Source organism: Mycobacterium sp., assembly GCF_049802695.1.
Classification (GTDB): domain Bacteria; phylum Actinomycetota; class Actinomycetes; order Mycobacteriales; family Mycobacteriaceae; genus Mycobacterium.
The window spans coordinates 1-21,755 of the sequence record NZ_JBARMY010000463.1 but is presented as its reverse complement, the minus strand read 5'-3'; the positions used below and the strand labels follow the sequence as shown (position 1 = coordinate 21,755).

Below are 21,755 nucleotides of genomic sequence, written 5' to 3'. Positions count from 1 at the left end.
GGGACCGGCAGCGGCAGCGGCACCGGGACCACCGGGACCGGCAGCGGCAGCGGCAGCTGCGGAAGCCCAGGCGTAGGTGGTCCCGGCGGCCCGGGTAGCGGCACCGGGCATATGTGTTAGCGCAGCGTCATGCGCTCAACCCGGCGGGCGCTGGTGGTGTTACTGGCGACTCTGCTTTCCGGCGCCACGGTCGCGGCTTGTGTCAGCTCTTCGACTCATGACTTGAACAGTGGTGCGACGGTAGTCGTCCGGCACGACAGCGCTGTGCTGGCCCGTTTTGCTCTGTCGCAGTTGCGGCGTCTTCCGCAAGTCGTGATCGCGACGCCGCAGTCGCGAGGCGCTCAAATTCAACAGGGACCCACCGTCCGCTCGGTCCTCAACGCTGCCGGCGCCGCCGGCGCCGAGCGGGTGCGGGTCGAAGGCCGTGACCCTGCTCAGACGTTGACCGCGGCTGAGCTCACCGAACAGGTCATTTTGAACATCACTAAACGCCACACCCTCAAGCTGGCCGGCACGACGCTGGACGCCGGCCGCTGGGTACGCGATGTCAGCACCTTGGTCGTCAACCCTTGACGCGCGCGCTGGCCGGTGTCGACTTGCTCATCGGTATCGACGACACCGACGACTTGCACAGCCCGGGAACTGGTCGTCGCGCCCGGGCGCTGCTGGGCGAACTAGCGACCGCTGGTCTGGGAACCCCCGCCGCGGCGACCCGCCACCAGCTTCTGCTCGATGACCGGATCCCGTACACCACGCACAATTCCAGCGCCTGCCTGGCCTGGCGCAGCGCCGACGGTAGGCCCGGCAGCGTGCTAATCGATGTAATCGAGGTCGCCGGGCGGTTCCTTGAACGGGTCTGCCCCGAGGCCGCAGATCCGGGGCTCGCTGTGGTTATCCCCAGCCATTTAGAACGCTCCGTACCGCTACTCGCCGATTTCGGTCGTCAAGCCAAAAGCGAAGTGCTGCAACCCTCGCAAGCCTGGCAACTCGCGGACGCGGTCGGTATGCACTTATCCGGACACGGCGGAACTCAGGGTGGGGTGGTCGGTGCGCTGGCCGCCGTCGGGCTGCACCTATCGGGGAACGACGGTTTGTTCATCACCCTGCCGGGGCTCGAAAAACTTCCGCTTGAGGTCACGATCGACCAGCTGTACGCGCTGGTGCCCATCGATGAGGCATGCGACGAACACCACCTTAGGCCCGAGTCAGGCGAAATCATCGAGTTGGGCAACTGGGTGCATCCCGTACTAACCGATCGCTGCGCCGTGCTGCTGCTGGAACCGCCGCGCCGGGGCCCTAACGGCGACCGAGTGTGGCGAACCGCGCCGCGAGCTATCGTGCGGCAACGATGAGACACCGGCGCGTTGCCAGATTCGCAAGTGCACATCGGCCTCGGCCCACCCAAATCTCGCCGACGGGATGCGTTGTAGAGCGCGACCCTGCCAGAAAGTATGTCAGCGCAGTCGTGTACACTCGAACACATGTTCGAAGCCGCCAGCGACGCCGCCGTTGTCACAGCCATCGGTGACTCGGCGCGCGCCGAGAACATGGCGTGCGCGCGCCGACTGGCTGCGATCGCCGAACTCTACGAACGTCGGCAAATTCCGGTAAACGACGCGCAAGGCCGTGAGCTGTGGCGTGTCGACCCGTGGGAGTCCGTTGCCGCAGAAGTCGCTGCCGCCCAAGGCATCACCGCTGCGGCCGCCGGTGCTCAGCTGCACGTGGCCATCTGCCTACACGAGCGGCTGCCCAAGGTCGCTGCGCTGTTCGCCACCGGCGCGATGTCCTACCGGACCGTCAGCACGATCGTCGCTCGCACGCTGCTCGCGCTGGATCCCGACGTGCTCGCCGCCATTGACACCGACCTGGCCGAGGCACTGACGACATGGGGACCGTTGTCGCTCAACAAGACCGAAGAGGCCATCGACCGCCTGGTCGAGCGCCACGATCGCAATGCCCGGCGGCGCGCCGAGTCCGCGGCGCGCTCCCGTTACATCGACATCCAACAGCGCAGGGGGATCGCCTCACTGTTCGGTGAGATCTACCCAACCGATGCCACGCTGCTGGACCGGCGGCTGACGGCGCTCGCTCACACCGTTTGCCAGGGCGACCCTCGCACCATCGAACAACGTCGCGCCGACGCGTTGGGCGCTTTGGCCGCCGGCAATTCGACGCTGGCCTGTATCTGCGGGCAGACGGACTGCCCGGCTGGCGATGCCGGGGCGGTCTCGCCGGTGGTTGTGCATGTGATCGCCGATGCCTCTGCACTCGAGACGGCGAAAAGCGATGATTTGCACGGCCGGCTGCCGAGTGACGGCGGACCCGAAGTCGTCACTGACCCTGATCGTTTCGCCGAGCTCGTCAGCGAGGCCGCCGACGCGAAGTCAGTGAGCCCGGCTGCCATCGCGACGACTCGCCCTTCCCCTGGCGTGGTGATCGGTGGACCACTGGTACCGGCCGAGCTGCTGGCCGATCTGGCGGCCCGAGGCGTCGTCAAGCTCCGGCCGCTGGTGCACCCGAGGCAGAGTCCGCCAGAACCGCGATACCGGCCCTCGACCGCGCTGGCAGATTTCATTCGCTGCCGCGACCTAACCTGTCGGTTCCCAGGCTGCGACCGGCCTGCCGACATGTGCGATATCGACCACACCATCCCCTACCCTCGCGGCTCCACGCAGGCTTCCAACCTCAAGCTTCTGTGCCGAAAGCATCACTTGCTCAAAACTTTCTGGACGGGGTCGAACGGCTGGCGTGACGAACAGCGGCCCGACGGCACGGTCATCTGGACGTCGCCGACTGGACACACTTACACCACAACGCCGGGCAGCAAGCTGCTCGTGCCTGCGCTCAGCCTGCCGACAGGCAGATCACTACCGGCGCCGCCCGTCAAGGCTCAGTGCATGGATCGCGGCGCCATGATGCCGACGCGCAAACGGACCAGGGCGGCCGACCGACTCAACCGAATCACGGCGGAGCGCAACGACAATCAGCGCAGCAGCGCGCGCGACATCACCACGCGCTGAATCTGGTTGGTGCCCTCGTAGATCTGGGTGATCTTGGCGTCGCGCATGAATCGCTCCACCGGGAAGTCCCGGGTGTAGCCGTAGCCTCCGAACAACTGCACAGCGTCGGTGGTGACCTCCATCGCCACATCCGAGGCGAAACACTTCGACGCCGCCGAAATGAAGCCCAGCCCTGTCTCGCCCCGCTCGGCGCGGGCGGCGGCCGAATAGACCATCAGTCGGGCGGCCTCCACCTTCATCGCCATGTCGGCGATCATGAACTGCACACCCTGGAAGTCGCTGACCGGCTTGCCGAACTGCTGCCGCTCCTTCGTGTAGGCGATCGCCGCATCCACCGCACCCTGCGCGATACCGACGGCCTGCGCACCGATCGTCGGCCGGGTGTGGTCCAGGGTGGCCAGCGCGGTCTTGAAACCGGTGCCCGGCTCGCCGATGATGCGGTCGCCCGGAATGCGGCAATCCTCGAAGTAAAGCTCAGTGGTCGGCGAGCCTTTGATACCGAGTTTGCGTTCCTTCGGTCCCACCGAGAAGCCCTCATCGTCGAGGTGCACCATGAACGCCGAGATGCCGCTGGCGCCCTTTTCCGGGTCGGTCACCGCCATCACCGTGTACCAGCTCGACTTCCCCCCATTGGTGATCCAGGCTTTGGAGCCGTTGAGAATCCAGGAGTCGCCGTCGGCCCTGGCGCGGGTGCGCATCGAGGCGGCGTCGCTGCCCGCGCCCCGCTCCGAGAGCGCATACGACGCCATCAGCCCATCGCCGGCCAGCGACGGCAGCACCTGCTTCTTCAACTCGTCAGACCCTCGCAGGATCAGGCCCATGGTGCCCAGCTTGTTGACGGCGGGGATCAGCGAAGCCGACGCGTCGACGCGCGCCACCTCCTCGATCACGATGCACGCCGCCACCGAGTCCGCGCCCTGCCCGCCGTACTCCTCGGGAATGTGCACAGCGTTGAAACCCGATGCGTTCAGCGCCGTCAGCGCCTCCTCGGGGAACCGCGACTCCTCGTCCACATCGGCGGCGTAGGGAGCGATCTCCTTCTCCGCCAGCGCACGAATGGCCGCCCGCAACTCCTCGTGCTCCTCGGGCAACTGAAATACGTCGAACGACGGGTTACCGGCCCATCCGGCCATGATGTCTCCTTGCAGTGCACCCGGTTACTAGCCGGTAACTTTACCTTGTCCGCTCTTCAGCGCCGCATCCTTGGCCCGCACGGAGTCGGCCAGCTGCTGCTGAAAAGCCACGATCCGGCTCCGAAGCGCCGGGTCCCCCGCACCCAGGATGCGGACCGCCAGCAAGCCGGCGTTGCGGCCCCCGCCGATCGACACCGTGGCCACCGGAACACCGGCCGGCATCTGCACGATCGACAGCAAAGAATCCAGGCCGTCCAGCCGAGCCAACGGCACCGGCACCCCGATCACCGGCAGCGGCGTCGTGGCGGCCACCATGCCCGGCAGATGGGCGGCGCCTCCTGCGCCGGCGATGATGACCTCGATGCCACGGTCAGCGGCCTCCCGCGCGTAGTCGAACATCAGCCCCGGCGTGCGGTGCGCGGAGACCACCCCGACTTCATACGGGACATCGAATTCGCTCAGCGCCCCGGCCGCGTCCTGCATCACCGACCAGTCGCTGTCGCTGCCCATGATCACGCCGACGCGCGGCTGCTCAGCCATGCGGGTCCCATCCGTCCGTCCACTGCCCATGTGACAACCAGTGTGCCGCCCGGGTCGCCCGTTCGCGCAGATCGGCCTCCTGGTCGGGCTCGGTTCCCAGCAGGTTGACGTGCCCGACCTTGCGGCCCGGCCGCTCCGCTTTGCCGTAGAGGTGGACGCGCGTCTCCGGCATCCGCGCGAACAGGTGATGCAGCCGCTCGTCCAGACTCATCTTGGGCGGCTGCGCTGCACCCAGCACATTGGCCATCACCGTGACCGGCACGACGGCGTCGGTGTCGCCGAGCGGATAGTCGAGCACCGCGCGCAGATGTTGCTCGAACTGGCTGGTGCGAGACCCGTCCATAGTCCAGTGCCCGGAGTTGTGCGGACGCATGGCCAGCTCGTTGACCAGCAGCTCGCCGTCGGCGGTTTCGAACAGCTCGACAGCTAGCACCCCTACCACGCCCAGTTCAGTCGCCAGCCGCAACGCCAGCTGCTGGGCTTCGGCGCCGATGGCATCGGGCAGATCCGGGGCAGGCGCGATCACCTGCACGCAGATGCCGTCGCGCTGCACTGTCTCGACCACCGGCCACGCCGCACCCTGCCCGAACGGCGACCGCGCCACCAGAGCGGAGAGCTCGCGGCGCATCACCACCCGCTCCTCGACCAGCACCGGCACATCGGCGTCCAGGAAGCTGCCCGCGATATCCCGGGCCTCCCGCAAGCTGCCGGCCATCCGCACCCCGCGCCCGTCATAACCGCCGCGCACCGCTTTCAACACGACCGGTCCCCCGACACGGCCGGCGAACTCGTCGATGTCCTCCAGAGCCTTCGCAGCGGCATAGCGCGGCACTGCGGCGCCCAGCGACTCCAGCCGCCGACGCATGACGAGCTTGTCCTGGGCGTGTAACAGCGCCCGCGGTGGCGGTGCCACGTTGACACCGTCGGCGGCCAGCTTGTCGAGCAGCTCGGCGGGGACGTGCTCGTGATCGAAGGTCAATACGGTCGCGCCGGCCGCCACCCGGCGCAGGTCCTCTAGGTCGGTGTGCGAGCCGATCACCACGTCGGGCGTGACCTGGGCGGCGGGGTCATCGGGGTCGGCGGCCAGCACCCGAAGGGTTTGGCCGAGAGCGATCGCGGCCTGGTGGGTCATCCGGGCGAGCTGGCCGCCGCCGACCATCGCGACCAGCGGCGAAGCGGTGGAGCTGGAGGGCACGGCAATCATGGTGTCACGGCGCTGTGCGCTGTTGTGCTGCTGCACAGGTCAACGGCGAAACGTACACTCCGGAGTTGTGTCTTTCGCCGATGCCACGATCGCGCTGCTTCCGGGGCCGATCCGGCCCTACGCCGAACGCCATCACGAGCTGATCAAGTTCGCCATCGTCGGCGCGACGACGTTCGTCATCGACTCGTCGATCTTCTACGCCCTGAAGCTGACCATCCTCGAGCCCAAGCCGGTTACCGCCAAGGTCATCTCGGGCATCGTCGCCGTCATCGCGTCCTACATCCTGAACCGGGAGTGGAGCTTCCGCGACCGCGGCGGCCGCGAACGTCACCACGAGGCGCTGCTGTTCTTCGCATTCAGCGGGGTTGGTGTGCTGCTGTCGATGGCCCCCCTGTGGTTCTCCAGCTATGTCCTGCAGCTGCGGGTGCCGGCGGTGTCGCTGACCATGGAGAACATCGCCGACTTCATCGCGGCCTACATTGTCGGCAACCTGCTGCAGATGGGGTTCCGGTTCTGGGCGTTCCGGCGCTGGGTGTTTCCCGACGAGTTCGGCCGCAGTCCCGACAAGGCGTTGGAATCCACCTTCACCGCCGGGGGTATCGCCGAAGTCTTCGAGGACACCATCGAAACCAGCAACGTCACCTTGCTGCGCGGTTGGCGTTCTCGCGCCGGCCGGCCGGGTCAACGAGGCGACTCGTCAGAGCCCGAGGTGTCGAATACCTCGTAACACAGCAGCGAGTGCACCTGCCGGACGCGCGGGAGGTCGTAGAACCACAACGGTTCTTGCGACGCCGACTCGATGATCAAGGTGCCGGTGCGCAGCATCCTGTCGATGAGGCGGTGCCGGATCCGCACGTGCACGATGCGGGCCAGCGGTAAGTCGATCCCGCGGCGGGTCAACACTCCCCGACGAAACATCACCCGCCGGTCGGTGACGACGAAATGCGTGGTCAACCATCTGGCGAATGGCCACACGGTGAACCAGCCCACCACGATCGCCCACACCGCCCAAATGACCGCGAAGATCACTGTCTTGGCATCGGCGTGCCAGTCCGTGGCGTTGACGACGGCGGCGACGAACGCGCCCAGAGCGCTGGCCCCGATCAGCACCGCCGTGGCCGGGACCAGGCGCTTCCAGTGCGGGTGCCGGTGCAGAATCACCTGTTCGTCATCGGCCAGCGCGTTATCGGGGTAGCGCATCACTCGGTTGGCCGCAGGTGGGTGATGTCGCCGGCCGACACCGTCACCACCTCCGCACCGGTGTCGACCTGCAGCCGGCCCAACTCGTCGACGCCGCGGGCGAGCCCGAGGACTTCTCGATCACCGGGCAGCGCAACCCGTACCCGGGTTCCCAACGTCAGGCTGTACCGCTGATAGTCGGCGATCAGCGTCGCGTCGGCGCCCCCGGCAGTGCGCCATGCGTCGATCCGGCCGGCCAACTCGCGAAGAATGCGACGCGTCAGCGCGGTTCGATCCTCCGGAGCAGCTCCGAGCAGCAGCAGCGACGTGGCCGCCGGATCGGGTGCTTCCTCGGCCGCCAACGTCACATTGAGGCCGAGCCCCACCACGATCGTCGACGCAGGCGCGGAGACTTCGGCCAGGATGCCGGCCAGCTTGCCGCCGTCGACCAGCACATCGTTGGGCCACTTGAGCCCGGCCGGCACACCGGCCGTGCTGTCCAGGGCGTTCAGCGCGTCGGCCACCGCAACGCCGGTCGCCAGCGGCAACCACCCCCAGCCGGTACGAGGCACCGACGACCCGTCGATTCCGACGGACAGCGCGATCTGCGTGAGCGGTGGAGCCGACCAGTGCCGGCCGTGGCGACCCCGCCCGGCGCTTTGATAGTCGGCTAACAGGACCGATCCGTCGATGTCCTCGCCGGCCGCCGAACGGTCGAGGAGATCGGCGTTGGTGGAGCCGGTTTCCGCGACGACGTCGAGCCGGCGCCACGGCAGACCCGGCCCGACCAGGCCGTCGCGTAGCGCCGCCGGGTCCAGCGGCAGGCGCTGCGAGTCTGCGTTCATCGCTGCATAGCCTAAACAGCGTGCGGCTCGACAGCCGCTAAGCTCGACACCCATGACGAGCGTTACCGATCACCACGCGGAACCGGCCGCTGAGCACACGATCGACATCCACACCACCGCCGGCAAGCTCGCCGAGCTGCGCAAGCGGACCGAGGAGACGCTGCATCCCGTCGGCGAGACCGCCGTCGAGAAGGTGCATGCCAAGGGCAAACTAACGGCCCGCGAACGAATTTTCGCGCTGCTCGACGAGGGGTCGTTCGTCGAACTCGACGCGCTGGCCAGGCACCGCAGCACCAATTTTGGGCTGGCCGAAAAGCGGCCGCTGGGTGACGGTGTGGTGACCGGCTACGGGACCATCGAGGGCCGCGACGTCTGCGTTTTCAGCCAGGACGCCACCGTGTTCGGCGGCAGCCTCGGCGAGGTATACGGGGAGAAGATCGTCAAGGTGCAGGAGCTGGCCATCAAGACCGGCCGCCCGCTGATCGGCATCAACGACGGCGCCGGAGCCCGGATTCAGGAGGGCGTTGTCTCGCTGGGTCTGTACAGCAAGATCTTCCGCAACAACATCTTGGCCTCGGGTGTCGTCCCACAGATCTCGCTGATCATGGGCGCCGCCGCCGGCGGGCACGTCTACTCCCCCGCCCTGACCGACTTCGTGATCATGGTCGACAAGACCAGCCAGATGTTCATCACCGGCCCAGACGTCATCAAGACGGTCACCGGCGAAGACATCACGATGGAAGAGCTTGGCGGCGCCCACACGCACATGGCGAAATCCGGCACGCTGCATTACGTCGCGTCGGGCGAGCAGGACGCCTTCGACTGGGTGCGCGAGCTCTTGGGCTACCTGCCGCCCAACAACTTCACCGACCCGCCGCGCTACCCCGCACCGATTCCGGAGGGCGCTATCGAAGACAACCTGACCGCCGAGGACCTCGAGCTCGATACGCTGATCCCGGATTCGCCCAACCAGCCCTACGACATGCACGAAGTGATCACCCGCATCCTCGACGACGACGAGTTCCTGGAGATCCAGAACGGTTACGCCAACAACATCATCGTCGGGTTCGGCCGCATCGAGGGTCGCCCCGTCGGCATCGTCGCCAACCAGCCCACCCAGTTCGCCGGCTGCCTCGACATCAACGCCTCGGAGAAGGCGGCCCGGTTCGTCCGTACCTGCGACTGCTTCAACATCCCGATCGTGATGCTGGTCGACGTGCCCGGCTTCCTGCCCGGCACCGGCCAGGAATACAACGGCATCATCCGGCGGGGCGCCAAACTGCTGTACGCCTACGGCGAGGCCACCGTTCCGAAGATCACCGTCATCACCCGCAAGGCCTACGGCGGCGCCTACTGCGTGATGGGTTCGAAGGACATGGGCTGTGACGTCAACGTCGCCTGGCCGACGGCGCAGATCGCGGTGATGGGTGCTTCCGGCGCGGTCGGGTTCGTCTACCGCCAGCAGCTGAAGGAAGCCGGCGAGGACGGCCGGGATGTCGATGCGCTTCGCTTACAGCTGCAGCAGAGTTACGAGGACACGCTGGTCAACCCGTACGTCGCCGCCGAGCGGGGCTACGTCGACGCGGTGATCCCGCCGTCGCACACCCGCGGCTACATCGGGACTGCGCTGCGGCTGCTCGAACGCAAGATCGCGCCGACGCCGCCCAAGAAGCACGGGAACATTCCACTGTGAGTCGAGCGAGCGGAACGAACCGTGAAGTCGAGTGAGCGGAGCGAGACGAACAATTCGGCTCCTGTGAGTAGCGACGTTGCGAGCGAGCCCCACATCGAGGTGCTCAAGGGCAACCCGAGCGAGGACGAGCTGGCCGCGCTGATCGCGGTGCTGGGCAGCCTTGGCGGCGGCGCCGCGGAGCCGGCGCAACGTGAACGCACCCGCTGGGGCCTGCCAGTCGACAAGCTGCGCTATCCCGTCTTCAGCTGGCAGCTCATCACGCTGGTGCAACGGGTGCACATGCGCCGATGACTCGCAGTTGACCCGCATCGTGCTCGGGTCGGCTTCCTCGGGCCGGCTCAGGGTGCTGCAGCAGGCCGGAATCGATCCGCTGGTCCGGGTTTCCGGTGTCGACGAAGATGCGGTCATCGCGAGCCTTGATCCCGCCGCCGGGCCCGGTGACGTGGTGTGTGCGCTGGCCCGCGCGAAAGCCCGACAGGTCGCCAGCGATCTGGAGGCCGCTTTGGCAGCGGATTGCGTTGTGATCGGCTGCGATTCGATGCTTCACTGCCACGGCGCGCTGGTCGGCAAACCCGGTTCGGCCGATGCCGCACGCAACCAGTGGCAGTCGATGGGCGGCCAATCCGGAGAGCTTTTCACCGGGCACTGCTTATTGCGGTTGAGCGATGGCGTGACCACCGGTGAAGAAGTTGAATCGGCCAGCACGACAGTGCGTTTCGCCGATCCGGCCGATGACGACCTGGAGGCCTACATTGCCGGCGGTGAACCGCTGCAGGTAGCAGGCGGGTTCACCCTCGACGGGCTGGGCGGATGGTTCGTCGACCGGATCGAGGGCGACCCATCCAACGTCATCGGGTTAAGCCTGCCGTTGACCCGGCGGCTGATGGCGGCGGTCGGGCTGTCGATCGCCGACCTATGGCGTGGCTGACAGCCTCGGCACGGCATTGCCCGGCGCACCGAATTTCGCTCTGGCGGTAGGCTCACAATGTGCCGCTACCAGCAGACTCCAGCCCCACCCTGGCCGGCTACGCCCATCCGGAACGGCTGGTCACCAGCGACTGGCTGGCCGGCAACATGGGCAGGCCCGGCCTGGCCATCGTCGAGTCCGACGAAGACGTCCTGCTCTACGACGTCGGTCACATTCCCAGCGCGGTCAAGATCGACTGGCACACCGACCTCAACGACCCGCACGTTCGCGACTACATCAACGGCGAGCAGTTCGCCGCACTGATGGACCGCAAAGGAATCTCGCGCGACGACACCGTGGTGATCTACGGCGACAAGAGCAACTGGTGGGCGGCTTACGCGCTGTGGGTATTCACATTGTTCGGCCACCCCGACGTACGGCTGCTGAACGGCGGCCGGGACTTCTGGCTCGCCGAAGGCCGCGAAACCACGTTGGACGTGCCGGCCAAGACGTCGACCGGCTACCCCGTCGTGCAGCGCAACGACGAGCCGATCCGCGCCTTCAAAGAGGACGTACTGGCAACACTTGGCTCCCAGCCGCTGATCGATGTCCGCTCGCCGCAGGAGTACACCGGTGAGCGCACGCACATGCCGGACTACCCCGAGGAAGGCGCGCTGCGCGGCGGCCACATCCCCAGCGCGCGGTCGATTCCGTGGGCCAAAGCCGCCGACGAGAACGGCCGCTTCCGTGGCCGTGAGGAACTCGAGCAGCTCTACGGGTTCGTCCAGCCGGACGACAAGACGATCGTCTACTGCCGTATCGGCGAACGGTCCAGCCACACCTGGTTCGTGTTGACCCATCTGCTCGGCATTCCCGGAGTTCGCAACTACGACGGCTCGTGGACCGAGTGGGGCAACACCGTTCGGGTTCCGATCGTCGCCGGCGAGCAGCCGGGAGCCGTACCGGTTCGATGAGTCTGCCCGCGCCGCTGGTCGAGGTGGTCTCTGACTTCGCCGAAGTGCAAGGTCAGGACAAGCTGAAGCTGCTCTTGGAATTCGCCGACGATCTGCCACCGCTGCCGAGCGACCTGCAGGAGGCCGCGATGGAGCCGGTGCCGGAGTGCCAGTCGCCGCTTTTCCTGCACGTCGACGCCAGCGATCGCGGACGGGTGCGGCTGCATTTCAGCGCGCCGGCTGAAGCGCCCACCACCCGGGGGTTCGCGAGCATTCTGGCCACCGGCCTCGACGAGCAACCCGCCGACGACATCTTGGCCGTGCCCGAGGACTTCTACACCGACCTGGGTCTGGCAGCGTTGATCAGCCCGCTTCGGCTGCGGGGGATGTCGGCAATGCTGGCCCGGATCAAACGCAAACTGCGCGAGTCCGCCTGACGGATTTCGGTGAAAAAGACACCCCCTCAAGGCGTGTCCGGCGCGCCGCCTAAACTTCCCTCGACATAGTTGTAAGAAATTCTCTTAGAGACTTACGTGAGAAGTGTCCAGCCACACAGGGAGGCGCAGTGCCTAGTCACGCCAGCTCGAAGATCACCAAGGTGCTCATCGCCAATCGCGGCGAGATCGCGGTCCGGGTGATCCGGGCGGCCAGGGATGCCGGTCTGCCCAGCGTGGCGGTGTACGCCGAGCCCGACGCCGACGCGCCACACGTCCGGCTCGCCGATGAGGCGTTCGCACTGGGCGGTCAGACGTCGGCGGAGTCCTACCTTGACTTCGGCAAGATCCTGGACGCGGCGGCGAAGTCCGGTGCCAACGCAATCCACCCCGGCTACGGCTTCCTGTCGGAGAACGCCGACTTCGCGCAGGCGGTCCTCGACGCCGGCCTGATCTGGATCGGCCCGAGCCCGCAGTCGATACGCGACCTCGGCGACAAGGTCACGGCCCGCCACATCGCCGCGCGTGCACAGGCTCCCCTGGTGCCCGGCACACCCGACCCGGTCAAGAACGCCGACGAGGTGGTGGCATTCGCCCAGGAGTACGGCGTGCCGATCGCGATCAAAGCCGCTTTCGGCGGCGGCGGCCGAGGGATGAAGGTGGCCCGCACCATCGAGGAGATCCCCAACCTCTACGAGTCGGCTGTCCGCGAGGCGGTCGCGGCGTTCGGCCGCGGCGAGTGCTTCGTCGAGCGCTATCTGGACAAGCCGCGCCACGTCGAGGCGCAGGTGATCGCCGACCAACACGGCAACGTCATCGTCGCCGGCACCCGCGACTGCTCGCTGCAGCGCCGCTTCCAGAAGCTCGTCGAGGAGGCGCCGGCGCCGTTCTTGACAGACGCCCAGCGCAAAGAAATTCACGAATCCGCCAAGCGGATCTGCAAAGAGGCGCATTACTACGGTGCCGGGACGGTCGAGTACCTGGTCGGCCAGGACGGCCTGATCTCCTTCCTCGAGGTCAACACGAGGCTGCAGGTCGAGCACCCGGTCACTGAGGAAACCGCGGGCATCGACTTGGTCTTGCAGCAGTTCAAGATCGCGAACGGTGAAAAGCTCGACCTCTCCGAGGACCCGACGCCACGCGGGCACGCCATCGAGTTCCGGATCAACGGTGAGGACGCCGGTCGCGGTTTCCTACCCGCGCCCGGGCCTGTCACCAGATACGAGACACCCAGCGGGCCCGGGGTCCGGTTGGACTCCGGTGTCGAGGCCGGCTCGGTGATCGGCGGGCAGTTCGACTCGATGCTGGCCAAGCTGATCGTCTACGGCGCCAACCGCGAGGAGGCATTACGACGCGCGCGCCGTGCCCTTGCTGAGTTCCACGTCGAAGGACTGGCGACCGTCATCCCGTTCCACCGCGCGGTGACCTCCGACCCGGCTTTCATCGGGGACGACAACGGCTTTTCGGTCCACACCCGCTGGATCGAAACCGAGTGGAACAACACCGTCAAGCCCTTCACCGGCGGTGAGCCCCTTGACGAGGAGGCCCGTCCGCGGCAGAAAGTGGTCGTCGAGGTCGGTGGCCGCCGACTGGAGGTTTCACTGCCCGCCGACCTCGCGCTGTCCAACGGCGGTGGCGCCGACCCGGCCGGCGTAATTCGCAAGAAGCCCAAGCCGCGCAAGCGCGGCGCGCTGGCCGGCGCGGCGGCCTCCGGTGACGCGGTGACCGCGCCGATGCAAGGCACTGTGGTCAAGGTCGCCGTCGAAGAAGGACAGCAGGTCGCCGCCGGCGACCTGGTGGTGGTGCTGGAGGCGATGAAGATGGAGAACCCGGTGACCGCCCACAAAGACGGGGTCATCACCGGTTTGGCGGTGGAAGCCGGAGCCGCAATCACCCAGGGCACGGTGCTCGCGGAGATCAAATAGCGGAACGCCCTTTAAGTATCTGAACATTTTGGCTATATCGTTGTCGGCTTTGCCCGTCGCGAGTATGTTCAGGTCAGGTTGAGTTCACAGCCGTCCGGAGAATCGTCAACGACGTGCACGGAGGCCGACTCCCTTGCCGTTGGTTCTGACGCAACCCTCAGCACGAATTCTCGTCGACTAATGGAGTCAACATGTCTACTGCCGGAATCACAGGTTCTGGGTGGACCAAAGCCGGGATGGATGGCCAATCACCGTCTCAGCCCTGGGAAAACCGCACCGCTCGCTTCGCCGCTCACTTGGGACCGTCCGCGGTCGTGGTGACCGCAGACGGTGAACTCGACGCCGCGAATGCCGTTCAACTCGCCGACTATGTTCAGCGTTGTGCCGCCCACTCCGAGTGGGTGATTCTCGACCTCACTGGATTGAAATTCTTTGGCACGGCCGGATTTTCGGCCCTGCACACCATCAATGTGCGCTGCGCAGGCGCTGGCGTGCAATGGACTGTGGTGCCCAACCACGTGGTGTCTCGCCTGCTGAAGATCTGCGACCCCGATCATGCGCTGCCGATCTGCGACTCGGTGACCGGCGATTCAGCGGGCCAAGGCGAGCCGCGCCGCCTACTCCAGTTGGTCTCGCAACCGCGCTAGCGATTTCGCCAGCAAGCGGGACACGTGCATCTGCGAGATGCCCACCCGCTCGGCGATCTGGGTCTGCGTCATCGATTCGAAGAATCTGAGCACCAATACGGTTCGCTCCCGCTCGGGCAGCGCATCGAGCAAGGGACGCAACGCTTCTCGATTCTCGATGCGATCCAGACCGGTGTCCACATCACCGAGGGTGTCGGCGATGGCGCGCGCGTCATCGTCGGCGCTTCCGCCGCCGCTGTCGATGGACAAGGTGTTGTATGAGCTTCCCGCGACCAGACCTTCCACGATTTCAGTGCGGTCCATATCCAGTTCGCCGGCCAGTTCCGACGCGGTGGGCGCCCGGCCGAGTCGTTGGGAGAGATCGGCGGTGGCCGTTCCCAGGCGCAGGTGCAGTTCTTTGAGGCGCCGCGGCACTTTGACCGACCAACTGTTGTCGCGAAAATGCCGCCGAACCTCGCCCATGATGGTGGGTACCGCAAACGACACGAAGTCCGATCCGGTCTCGACGTCGAAGCGGACGACGGCGTTGACCAATCCCACACGTGCAACCTGAACCAGGTCGTCACGTGGTTCACCCCGGCCTTCGAAGCGACGGGCGATGTGATCGGCCAGCGGCAGGCACCGCTCCACGATCTTGTCGCGCTGGCGCTGGAACTCCGGTGAGTCGGTCTTGACCGTGGCCAGCTCACGAAACATATCCGGAACGTCAGCGTATTCGTTCGGGCGCGAACTTGAACCGCCGACGGCTCGCGCTGTCACCTGGTGGAGCCCGCCCGCCGCGTCGTCAACGTGATTCCGAACAAGCCGCCGCCTTCGGCCGACTCACTACCGTCGCGGTAGGTATGGACGTCGTCGGCCAACGAGGTGAGAACATGCCAGCTGAAACTGCCCGGCGTCACCACGTCGTAGTTCCGGCAGGTGGCCGAGGCATTGACCACCAACTTGTCGTCCTGCGGGTCGACCAGCATCACAAGGGTGGCACCGGCCGTAGCTGACCGGATCAGTCGCGTACACACCTCGTCGACCGCCAGTCGCAAGTCGGCCACAGCGTCGAAGTCCAGATCCTCGAAGGTGCCCACCGCGCCGACGAGCGTGCGCAGCATTGCCAGATTCTCCAATCGTGCAGCAACACGGAATTCCACCGCGCGGTCGCCTCGTTGGTGCTGTTCACCGCGTGGTTCGCTATCGGTCATCTTGTCTCCCGGCAAAATTTGACCGACGCTACCCGGGCGTCCGGGCTGGTTAGTCATTGCCACCGCCGGGTATGCCACCCGCCGTGGACGAGCCCGACACTACCGATATCCGTGCGCGCCGTCTGAAGCGCGTGGCGGTGATCGCCGGGATTATGCTGGTCGTCTCGATCTTGGTCGCGGTCGCAATTTACGTCATAGCGTTCGTGATCCTGGCCCCGATGATGGGGTGAGCAGGGCATCAAGTACGGAGCCGTCGGACTGGTCATGGTTCAGGTTCAGTACCCGCTTGTCACGGCGGGTAACCCGGCTAATTGACACCGAACCTGGGATTGGAGGCTGAGAATGCAAGACCGCGACGACCTTTCTGATGACATTCCCATCGCCGATGCCGTTGAGCAGAATCAAGAGACTGTGCCCGAGCCGCCGGACTTCGACCGGGTGGATGCGCCGATAGAAGCCAATCCGCCGGACTGGCAGGAGCAACTCCAGGAGGTCGGCAGCGACGACGACTTTGACGAATACCGGTAGCTGTTTAGTCTGTCACAGTCTCGTTTGCCGGCCGGGCTGCTGGGGAACGAACACGCGTTGTGTCCTGGACATCTGAGTCCAGGACGGTCGAGATACCCAAGAAGAGAGGTAACCAATGACCAATTTCAAAAGCATTCCTGGCGAGGCGGTCAGGGGCATCGTTGAAGGTGCCAAAGGCCTGGTCAAGGAAGTCGTAGGCACCGTGACGGGCAAGGACAATGTCGCCGAGGAGGGCCAGGCCCAGCAGGACAAGGCCCGTGCTCAGCGCGATGCCGCGAAGAAGGAAGTGCAGGCCGAGCAGGCGCGCGCGAAGGCGAAAACTCAAGAGCAGCGGCAGAAGACCAGTCAGGATCCCGACCGCAACTGAGAACGTCGCGACTAAAGGACCCAGCCGGTTCGCCGGCTGGGTCTTTTCATAGGGCGAGCGCGGGGCCGGCGATGCCCGGTGCGCCGACGGCGAGGGTGATCAACATCAGCGTCAGCAGGAACCACCCGGCGCCCTGCCATCCCCACCAGGTGCCGCCGTCCCGCCACACCCGGTACGTGCGCAGAAAGGCCCACAATCCCGCAGCGGACAAGATGGCCGGCGCCCCGAACGCGAGCAGGGCCCGTTGCGGCGTGCCGCAAGCCGCGGTGTCGACCGCCGTCGCACCGTGGCAGGTGCTGACCCATACCGCTGCCAAGATCACGAAGCCGACGCCGATGGCGGCAGCGGCCACCGCGAAGCGGACGGCCTCTCGGACCTCGTTGTCCTCCTGGCCTAACCGGTCCCCGTGGGTACTCTGACGTATCTGCATCTTCAACCTCTACCGTGCGCTCGGCTGTTGCTGATCCCATCGCCGGATCGTTCTCGTCAGTTACAGTCGGAATCCGCTCAAGCCGAAGGCCCGCTCACTAGTGCCGGAGGCATACCCGCTGGACAACGACATCAAACCGTGACCTGAAGCGGTGATGCACACGGCGAAGCGGCTGCTTGTCGAAGCCGGGCGTGGCTCGACACCTGTCAACTGTAGGTGCACGTAACATTCGGGGCATGCCAGCGACGAGGCGGCGATTGTCCCCTGAGGATCGGCGCTCCGAGTTGCTTGCGCTGGGGGCCGACGTCTTCGGGAAACGACCCTACGACGACGTGCGCATCGACGAGATCGCCGAACGGGCCGGTGTGTCGCGGGCGCTGATGTACCACTACTTCCCGGACAAGCGGGCGTTTTTTGCCGCCGTCGTCAAGGAACAGGCAGACCGCCTGATCGAGGCGACCGACCACCTGCCGTTGCCTGGTCAGACGCTGTTCGACGAGGTGCGTACCGGGGTGCTGGCCTACATGGCCTATCAGCAGCAGTATCCGCACTCAGCCTGGGCGGCTTACGTAGGCATCGGGCGCTCCGACCCGGTGCTGTTGGGCATCGACGACGAAGCCAAAAACCGCCAGCTCGAGCACATCATGAATCGCGTCACCGATGTGGAGGGGCCCAGCACCAAGCTCGACCACGAGGTCGAGCGCAATCTGCGGGTGGTTGTCAGTGGTTGGCTGGCTTTCACCTTCGAGTTGTGCCGGCAGCGGATCATGAACCCTTCCACCGACGCAGAGCTGCTCGCCGACGCGTGTGCGAATGCGTTGCTGGACACGGTGTCGCGGCTGCCCGGCATCCCGCCGGAGCTTGCCGATGCGGCCGCGGCGGAGCGGGGTTAGCACCCACGTCCGTCGGGCCCGCGAGTGTTGTCGGTGCGGGTTGGCACCATGGTCAGATGAGCACAAAACGCGCTGACCCGCTGGAGCGGTTCGGTGCGACCACCCGCGACTGGTTCACCGGTACCTTCGCTGCGCCCACCGCGGCCCAGGCCGGCGCCTGGTCGGCCATCGCCGACGGCCACAACACCCTGGTCATCGCACCGACCGGGTCCGGCAAAACGCTGGCAGCTTTCCTTTGGGCGATCGACAGTCTGGTCGGCAGCCACGGCGCGGGCACCAAGGTGCTGTACGTCTCGCCGCTCAAAGCCCTGGCAGTCGATGTCGAACGCAACCTGCGCGCGCCGTTGGCCGGCATCGGCCGGCTTGCCGAGCGCCACGGCCTACCCGCCCCGAAGATCAGCGTCGGCGTGCGCTCAGGTGACACATCGCCGGGGCGCCGTCGTGAACTGATCGCCAAGCCCCCTGATGTGCTGATCACCACACCCGAGTCGCTGTTTCTGATGCTGACCTCGGCCGCCCGGGATTCCTTGACCGGCATTCAGACGGTCATCGTCGACGAGGTGCATGCGGTGGCCGGCACCAAACGCGGCGCACACCTGGCGTTGTCGCTGGCCCGGCTCGACGAGCTGACGGAGCGGCCCGCGCAGCGCATCGGGTTGTCGGCGACCGTTCGCCCGCCCGAAGAGGTTGCCCGATTCTTGTCCGGTCAGTCGGCGACGACGATCGTCGCGCCGGCATCGGACAAGACCTTCGAGCTGACGGTGCAGGTCCCGGTGCCGGACATGGTCAATCCCGAGGACAACACCATCTGGCCGGAGGTCGAGGCACGCATCGCCGACCTGATCGAGTCGCACACCTCGTCGATCGTGTTCGCCAACTCGCGGCGGCTGGCCGAGCGACTGACGTCGCGGCTGAACGAAATCCATGCCGAACGATCCGGTGTGGGGCTGGAAGCCGGGCCCAACCCTCAGGTGGCCGGCGGCGCTCCCGCGCACCTGCTGGGCAGCGGCCAGACCTCTGGTGCCGAGCCACTGCTGGCCAGGGCCCACCATGGGTCGGTCAGCAAAGAGCAGCGGGCGGTGGTCGAAGAAGAACTCAAAAGCGGCCGGCTCAAGGCCGTCGTCGCCACCTCGAGTCTCGAGCTGGGCATCGATATGGGTGCCGTCGATTTGGTGATTCAAGTGGCTGCACCACCGTCGGTGGCCAGCGGGCTGCAACGGATCGGCCGTGCCGGCCACCAGGTCGGCGAAGTCTCCAGCGGGGTGCTGTTTCCCAAACACCGCACCGAGCTGCTCGGCTGCGCGGTGACCGTCGAGCGGATGCTCGCCGGCCAGATCGAGACCACCCGGGTGCCCGCCAACCCGCTCGACATCCTGGCCCAGCACACCGTGGCGGCCGCCGCGCTGGAGCCGCTGGACGCCGACCGCTGGTTCGACACGGTGCGGAGCAGCGCACCGTTCGCGGCGTTGCCGCGCAGTGCCTTCGAGGCAACCCTCGACCTGCTGTCCGGCAAGTATCCGTCAACCGAGTTCGCCGAGCTGCGACCGCGACTGGTCTACGACCGCCACCGGGGAACCCTGACGGCTCGGCCCGGCGCGCAGCGGTTGGCGGTCACCTCCGGTGGCGCGATCCCCGACCGCGGACTGTTCACGGTGTATCTGGCCACCGAATCGGAGAAGCCGTCACGTGTCGGTGAGCTCGACGAGGAGATGGTCTACGAGTCCCGGCCCGGTGACGTCATCTCGCTGGGCGCGACGAGCTGGCGGATCACTGAGATCACCCACGACCGGGTGCTGGTCATCCCGGCTCCGGGGCAGCCGGCCCGATTGCCGTTCTGGCGCGGCGACGACGTGGGACGCCCGGCCGAGCTGGGCCGGGCGGTCGGCGCGTTCACCGGTGAGCTGGCCGGGCTACAGCGCGGCGCATTCGAGAAGCGTTGCGCGAGGCTAGGTTTCGACGAGTACGCCACCGACAATCTGTGGCGGCTGCTGGACGATCAGCGGTCTGCCACCACGGTGGTCCCTACCGACACCACGCTGCTGGTCGAGCGGTTCCGCGACGAGCTGGGCGACTGGCGGGTAATCCTGCACTCGCCCTACGGCCTGCGGGTGCACGGCCCGCTGGCCTTGGCGGTCGGTCGACGGTTGCGGGAACGCTACGGCATTGACGAGAAACCCACCGCCTCCGACGACGGCGTCGTGGTGCGATTGCCCGACACCATGCAGGACTCGGGTGAAAGCCCGCCTGGCGCTCAGCTGTTCGTGTTCGACGCCGACGAGATCGATCCGGTCGTCACCGCCGAAGTGGGCGGTTCGGCGTTGTTCGCGTCGCGGTTCCGGGAATGCGCGGCCCGGGCGCTGCTGCTGCCCCGACGTCACCCGGGTCGCCGCTCGCCATTGTGGCATCAGCGGCAACGCGCAGCGCAGCTACTCGACGTGGCCCGCAAATACCCCGACTTCCCGATCGTGTTGGAAACCGTGCGGGAATGCCTGCAAGACGTTTACGACGTGCCCACCCTGATCGACCTGATGGCCGACATCGCGCGGCGTCGGGTACGGGTACTGGAAGTCGAGACGGCCACACCGTCGCCGTTCGCGGCGTCGCTGTTGTTCGGCTACGTCGGGGCGTTCATGTACGAGGGCGACAGCCCGCTGGCCGAGCGCCGCGCCGCCGCGCTGTCGCTGGACACCTCGCTGCTGGCGGAGCTGCTGGGCCGGATTGAGTTACGCGAACTGCTGGACTCGGCGGTCATCGCGGGCACCGGGCGGCAACTGCAGCATCTGTCGGCTGAGCGGGCCGCGCGCGACGCCGAGGGAGTCGCCGATCTGCTGCGGTTGCTGGGCCCGCTGACCGATGCGGAAGTCGCTGCCCGGGCCGGCGGCGCTGACGTCGGTGGCTGGCTGGAAGGCCTGCGGACCGCCAAACGCGCGCTGACCGTGACGTTCGCCGGACAGACCTGGTGGGTGGCCGTCGAGGACATCGGCCGGCTGCGCGATGGTGTCGGCATCGCCGTGCCGGTCGGGGTTCCGGACAGCTTCACCGAGGCAGTCGCCGACCCGCTCGGTGAGCTGCTCAGTCGGTATGCCCGCACGCATGCGCCGTTCACCACCGTCGACGCAGCCACCCGGTTCGGGCTGGGGCCACGGGTGGCCGCCGATGTGCTGGGCCGGTTGGCCGCCGACGGTCATGTGGTACGCGGTGAGTTCACCGAAACCGCGGGCGCCGCTGATCAGTGGTGCGATGCCGAGGTGCTGCGGATTCTGCGCCGACGGTCGCTGGCGGCGCTGCGGGCCCAGGTTGAGCCGGTCAGCACCGCGGCCTACGCGCGATTCCTACCGGCGTGGCAACAAGTCAGCGCCGCGACGACGGGCCAGAGCAATGCCGGCTTGGACGGGCTGCTCGCGGTCGTCGACCAGCTCGCCGGCGTTCGGATACCCGCCTCCGCGGTCGAACCGTTGGTACTGGCGCCGCGGGTGCGGGACTACTCCCCTGCCATGCTCGACGAACTGCTCGCCTCCGGGGAGGTGACCTGGTCCGGCGCCGGGTCGATCTCCGGCAGCGACGGCTGGATTGTCTTCCACTCCGCCGACTCCGCGCCGCTGACACTGGCAGCTGGTGACGAGATCGAGTTCACCGACGCGCACCGCCACATCCTGGGCACCCTCGCCGGTGGCGGGGCGTACTTCTTCCGTCAACTCCTGCCCGGCGGGGCTATCGGCGAAAGCGAGCTCAAGACGGCGTTATGGGAACTGATCTGGGCGGGCTGGGTCACCGGTGACACGTTCGCGCCGGTGCGGGCGCTGCTCAGCGGTGGGCCCGGCGCCCGCAAACGCGCCGCGCCGGCGCACCGGGTAGGCAGCGGAG

23 protein-coding genes and 1 pseudogene are annotated in these 21,755 nt (G+C 66.8%); 16 read left to right on the top strand and 8 right to left on the bottom strand.

The features are described 5' to 3' along the window. Positions 1–129: 129 nt before the first annotated feature. From WA317_RS18665 to WA317_RS18655, 3 genes are all read left to right on the top strand, one after another. The gene (locus WA317_RS18665) at positions 130–573 is read left to right on the top strand and encodes a hypothetical protein (RefSeq protein ID WP_425174449.1); all 444 of its coding nucleotides are present in this window, start codon (positions 130–132) and stop codon (positions 571–573) included. Next, positions 570–1,352 (top strand): hypothetical protein, encoded by a 783-nt coding sequence (locus tag WA317_RS18660; RefSeq protein ID WP_425174448.1) that lies wholly within the window; start codon positions 570–572, stop codon positions 1,350–1,352. Before WA317_RS18665 ends, WA317_RS18660 begins: the two co-directional genes overlap by 4 nt. Before the next feature lie 129 nt (positions 1,353–1,481). Next, positions 1,482–3,020, top strand: a complete 1,539-nt coding sequence (locus WA317_RS18655; RefSeq protein WP_425174447.1) for a DUF222 domain-containing protein — start codon at positions 1,482–1,484, stop codon at positions 3,018–3,020. On the opposite strand, the gene WA317_RS18650 is transcribed toward WA317_RS18655, so the two are convergent. From WA317_RS18650 to WA317_RS18640, 3 genes are read right to left on the bottom strand one after another with little or no spacing between them, the layout of a single operon-like run. Further along, on the bottom strand, positions 2,984–4,153 hold the full coding sequence (locus WA317_RS18650; protein ID WP_425174446.1) for an acyl-CoA dehydrogenase: 1,170 nt from the start codon (positions 4,151–4,153) through the stop codon (positions 2,984–2,986). The two genes, WA317_RS18655 and WA317_RS18650, sit on opposite strands and share 37 nt — an antisense overlap. 27 nt (positions 4,154–4,180) lie before the next feature. Further along, entirely contained in the window at positions 4,181–4,723 is a 543-nt protein-coding gene (purE, locus tag WA317_RS18645) for a 5-(carboxyamino)imidazole ribonucleotide mutase (RefSeq protein WP_425174445.1), read from the bottom strand. Beyond that, the gene (locus WA317_RS18640) at positions 4,686–5,897 is read right to left on the bottom strand and encodes a 5-(carboxyamino)imidazole ribonucleotide synthase (protein WP_425174451.1); all 1,212 of its coding nucleotides are present in this window, start codon (positions 5,895–5,897) and stop codon (positions 4,686–4,688) included. Before WA317_RS18640 ends, purE begins: the two co-directional genes overlap by 38 nt. A 67-nt stretch (positions 5,898–5,964) precedes the next feature. Here WA317_RS18640 and WA317_RS18635 point away from each other — a divergent pair, with 67 nt between their 5' ends. Next, a complete protein-coding gene (locus WA317_RS18635) occupies positions 5,965–6,624 on the top strand; it encodes a GtrA family protein (protein WP_425174444.1) in 660 nt (219 codons plus the stop codon). Here the strand turns inward: WA317_RS18635 and WA317_RS18630 are convergent. Together WA317_RS18630 and WA317_RS18625 are read right to left on the bottom strand one after the other, a co-directional pair. Beyond that, positions 6,579–7,097, bottom strand: a complete 519-nt coding sequence (locus WA317_RS18630) for a PH domain-containing protein (protein WP_425174443.1) — start codon at positions 7,095–7,097, stop codon at positions 6,579–6,581. The genes WA317_RS18635 and WA317_RS18630 overlap by 46 nt on opposite strands. Continuing rightward, positions 7,097–7,921: a biotin--[acetyl-CoA-carboxylase] ligase gene (locus WA317_RS18625; protein ID WP_425174442.1), complete on the bottom strand. Its 825-nt coding sequence runs from the start codon at positions 7,919–7,921 to the stop codon at positions 7,097–7,099. The genes WA317_RS18630 and WA317_RS18625 overlap by 1 nt, the downstream gene beginning before the upstream one ends. Positions 7,922–7,973: 52 nt before the next feature. Here WA317_RS18625 and WA317_RS18620 point away from each other — a divergent pair, with 52 nt between their 5' ends. From WA317_RS18620 to WA317_RS18590, 7 genes and pseudogenes are all read left to right on the top strand, one after another. Then, complete coding sequence (locus WA317_RS18620; RefSeq protein WP_425174441.1) at positions 7,974–9,614, top strand: acyl-CoA carboxylase subunit beta; 1,641 nt, start codon at positions 7,974–7,976, stop codon at positions 9,612–9,614. Continuing rightward, a pseudogene (locus tag WA317_RS18615) lies at positions 9,608–9,905 on the top strand (acyl-CoA carboxylase subunit epsilon); the annotation flags it as partial. The gene WA317_RS18620 and the pseudogene WA317_RS18615, both read left to right, overlap by 7 nt. 7 nt (positions 9,906–9,912) lie before the next feature. Beyond that, positions 9,913–10,542, top strand: coding sequence for a Maf family protein (locus WA317_RS18610; RefSeq protein WP_425174440.1), 630 nt, complete (start codon positions 9,913–9,915; stop codon positions 10,540–10,542). Between the two features lie 59 nt (positions 10,543–10,601). Then, on the top strand, positions 10,602–11,495 hold the full coding sequence (locus WA317_RS18605) for a sulfurtransferase (RefSeq protein ID WP_425174439.1): 894 nt from the start codon (positions 10,602–10,604) through the stop codon (positions 11,493–11,495). Then, positions 11,492–11,911 (top strand): SufE family protein, encoded by a 420-nt coding sequence (locus WA317_RS18600; protein ID WP_425174438.1) that lies wholly within the window; start codon positions 11,492–11,494, stop codon positions 11,909–11,911. Before WA317_RS18605 ends, WA317_RS18600 begins: the two co-directional genes overlap by 4 nt. Before the next feature lie 128 nt (positions 11,912–12,039). After that, positions 12,040–13,833, top strand: a complete 1,794-nt coding sequence (locus tag WA317_RS18595) for an acetyl/propionyl/methylcrotonyl-CoA carboxylase subunit alpha (RefSeq protein ID WP_425174437.1) — start codon at positions 12,040–12,042, stop codon at positions 13,831–13,833. Positions 13,834–14,069: 236 nt separating this feature from the next. Next, a complete protein-coding gene (locus WA317_RS18590; RefSeq protein WP_425174450.1) occupies positions 14,070–14,480 on the top strand; it encodes an STAS domain-containing protein in 411 nt (136 codons plus the stop codon). On the opposite strand, the gene WA317_RS18585 is transcribed toward WA317_RS18590, so the two are convergent. After that, positions 14,451–15,239, bottom strand: coding sequence for an RNA polymerase sigma factor SigF (locus tag WA317_RS18585; protein WP_425174436.1), 789 nt, complete (start codon positions 15,237–15,239; stop codon positions 14,451–14,453). The two genes, WA317_RS18590 and WA317_RS18585, sit on opposite strands and share 30 nt — an antisense overlap. Beyond that, complete coding sequence (locus WA317_RS18580; RefSeq protein WP_425174435.1) at positions 15,236–15,673, bottom strand: anti-sigma factor; 438 nt, start codon at positions 15,671–15,673, stop codon at positions 15,236–15,238. Before WA317_RS18580 ends, WA317_RS18585 begins: the two co-directional genes overlap by 4 nt. A gap of 83 nt (positions 15,674–15,756) precedes the next feature. On the opposite strand from WA317_RS18580, the gene WA317_RS18575 reads away from it, so the two are divergent. The 3 genes from WA317_RS18575 (at position 15,757) to WA317_RS18565 (ending at position 16,568) form a co-directional block, all read left to right on the top strand. Further along, complete coding sequence (locus WA317_RS18575) at positions 15,757–15,903, top strand: hypothetical protein (RefSeq protein ID WP_425174434.1); 147 nt, start codon at positions 15,757–15,759, stop codon at positions 15,901–15,903. Between the two features lie 112 nt (positions 15,904–16,015). Further along, a complete protein-coding gene (locus tag WA317_RS18570) occupies positions 16,016–16,201 on the top strand; it encodes a hypothetical protein (protein ID WP_425174433.1) in 186 nt (61 codons plus the stop codon). A 115-nt stretch (positions 16,202–16,316) separates the two neighbouring features. Beyond that, positions 16,317–16,568 carry a CsbD family protein gene (locus WA317_RS18565; RefSeq protein WP_425174432.1) on the top strand — a complete coding sequence of 84 codons (252 nt, stop codon included), beginning with the start codon at positions 16,317–16,319 and terminating at the stop codon, positions 16,566–16,568. A 46-nt stretch (positions 16,569–16,614) separates the two neighbouring features. Here the strand turns inward: WA317_RS18565 and WA317_RS18560 are convergent, their stop codons facing one another. Further along, complete coding sequence (locus tag WA317_RS18560) at positions 16,615–16,998, bottom strand: hypothetical protein (protein ID WP_425174431.1); 384 nt, start codon at positions 16,996–16,998, stop codon at positions 16,615–16,617. Positions 16,999–17,234: 236 nt separating this feature from the next. On the opposite strand from WA317_RS18560, the gene WA317_RS18555 reads away from it, so the two are divergent. Next, positions 17,235–17,891 carry a TetR/AcrR family transcriptional regulator gene (locus tag WA317_RS18555; RefSeq protein ID WP_425174430.1) on the top strand — a complete coding sequence of 219 codons (657 nt, stop codon included), beginning with the start codon at positions 17,235–17,237 and terminating at the stop codon, positions 17,889–17,891. A gap of 56 nt (positions 17,892–17,947) precedes the next feature. Then, positions 17,948–21,755: ATP-dependent helicase (locus WA317_RS18550; RefSeq protein WP_425174429.1), on the top strand; the 3,808-nt coding region annotated here is incomplete at its 3' end.

Bases quoted from the DNA above. Each gene is read 5' to 3' on its own strand.
- WA317_RS18665 (WP_425174449.1), top strand. From the start codon at position 130: ATGCGCTCAACCCGGCGGGCGCTGGTGGTGTTACTGGCGACTCTGCTT.
- WA317_RS18580 (WP_425174435.1), bottom strand. From the start codon at position 15,673: ATGACCGATAGCGAACCACGCGGTGAACAGCACCAACGAGGCGACCGC.
- purE (WP_425174445.1), bottom strand. From the start codon at position 4,723: ATGGGCAGTGGACGGACGGATGGGACCCGCATGGCTGAGCAGCCGCGC.
- WA317_RS18565 (WP_425174432.1), top strand. From the start codon at position 16,317: ATGACCAATTTCAAAAGCATTCCTGGCGAGGCGGTCAGGGGCATCGTT.
- WA317_RS18620 (WP_425174441.1), top strand. From the start codon at position 7,974: ATGACGAGCGTTACCGATCACCACGCGGAACCGGCCGCTGAGCACACG.
- WA317_RS18570 (WP_425174433.1), top strand. From the start codon at position 16,016: ATGCAAGACCGCGACGACCTTTCTGATGACATTCCCATCGCCGATGCC.
- WA317_RS18630 (WP_425174443.1), bottom strand. From the start codon at position 7,097: ATGCGCTACCCCGATAACGCGCTGGCCGATGACGAACAGGTGATTCTG.
- WA317_RS18655 (WP_425174447.1), top strand. From the start codon at position 1,482: ATGTTCGAAGCCGCCAGCGACGCCGCCGTTGTCACAGCCATCGGTGAC.
- WA317_RS18555 (WP_425174430.1), top strand. From the start codon at position 17,235: ATGCCAGCGACGAGGCGGCGATTGTCCCCTGAGGATCGGCGCTCCGAG.
- WA317_RS18625 (WP_425174442.1), bottom strand. From the start codon at position 7,921: ATGAACGCAGACTCGCAGCGCCTGCCGCTGGACCCGGCGGCGCTACGC.
- WA317_RS18650 (WP_425174446.1), bottom strand. From the start codon at position 4,153: ATGGCCGGATGGGCCGGTAACCCGTCGTTCGACGTATTTCAGTTGCCC.
- WA317_RS18590 (WP_425174450.1), top strand. From the start codon at position 14,070: ATGGATGGCCAATCACCGTCTCAGCCCTGGGAAAACCGCACCGCTCGC.
- WA317_RS18640 (WP_425174451.1), bottom strand. From the start codon at position 5,897: ATGATTGCCGTGCCCTCCAGCTCCACCGCTTCGCCGCTGGTCGCGATG.
- WA317_RS18600 (WP_425174438.1), top strand. From the start codon at position 11,492: ATGAGTCTGCCCGCGCCGCTGGTCGAGGTGGTCTCTGACTTCGCCGAA.
- WA317_RS18560 (WP_425174431.1), bottom strand. From the start codon at position 16,998: ATGCAGATACGTCAGAGTACCCACGGGGACCGGTTAGGCCAGGAGGAC.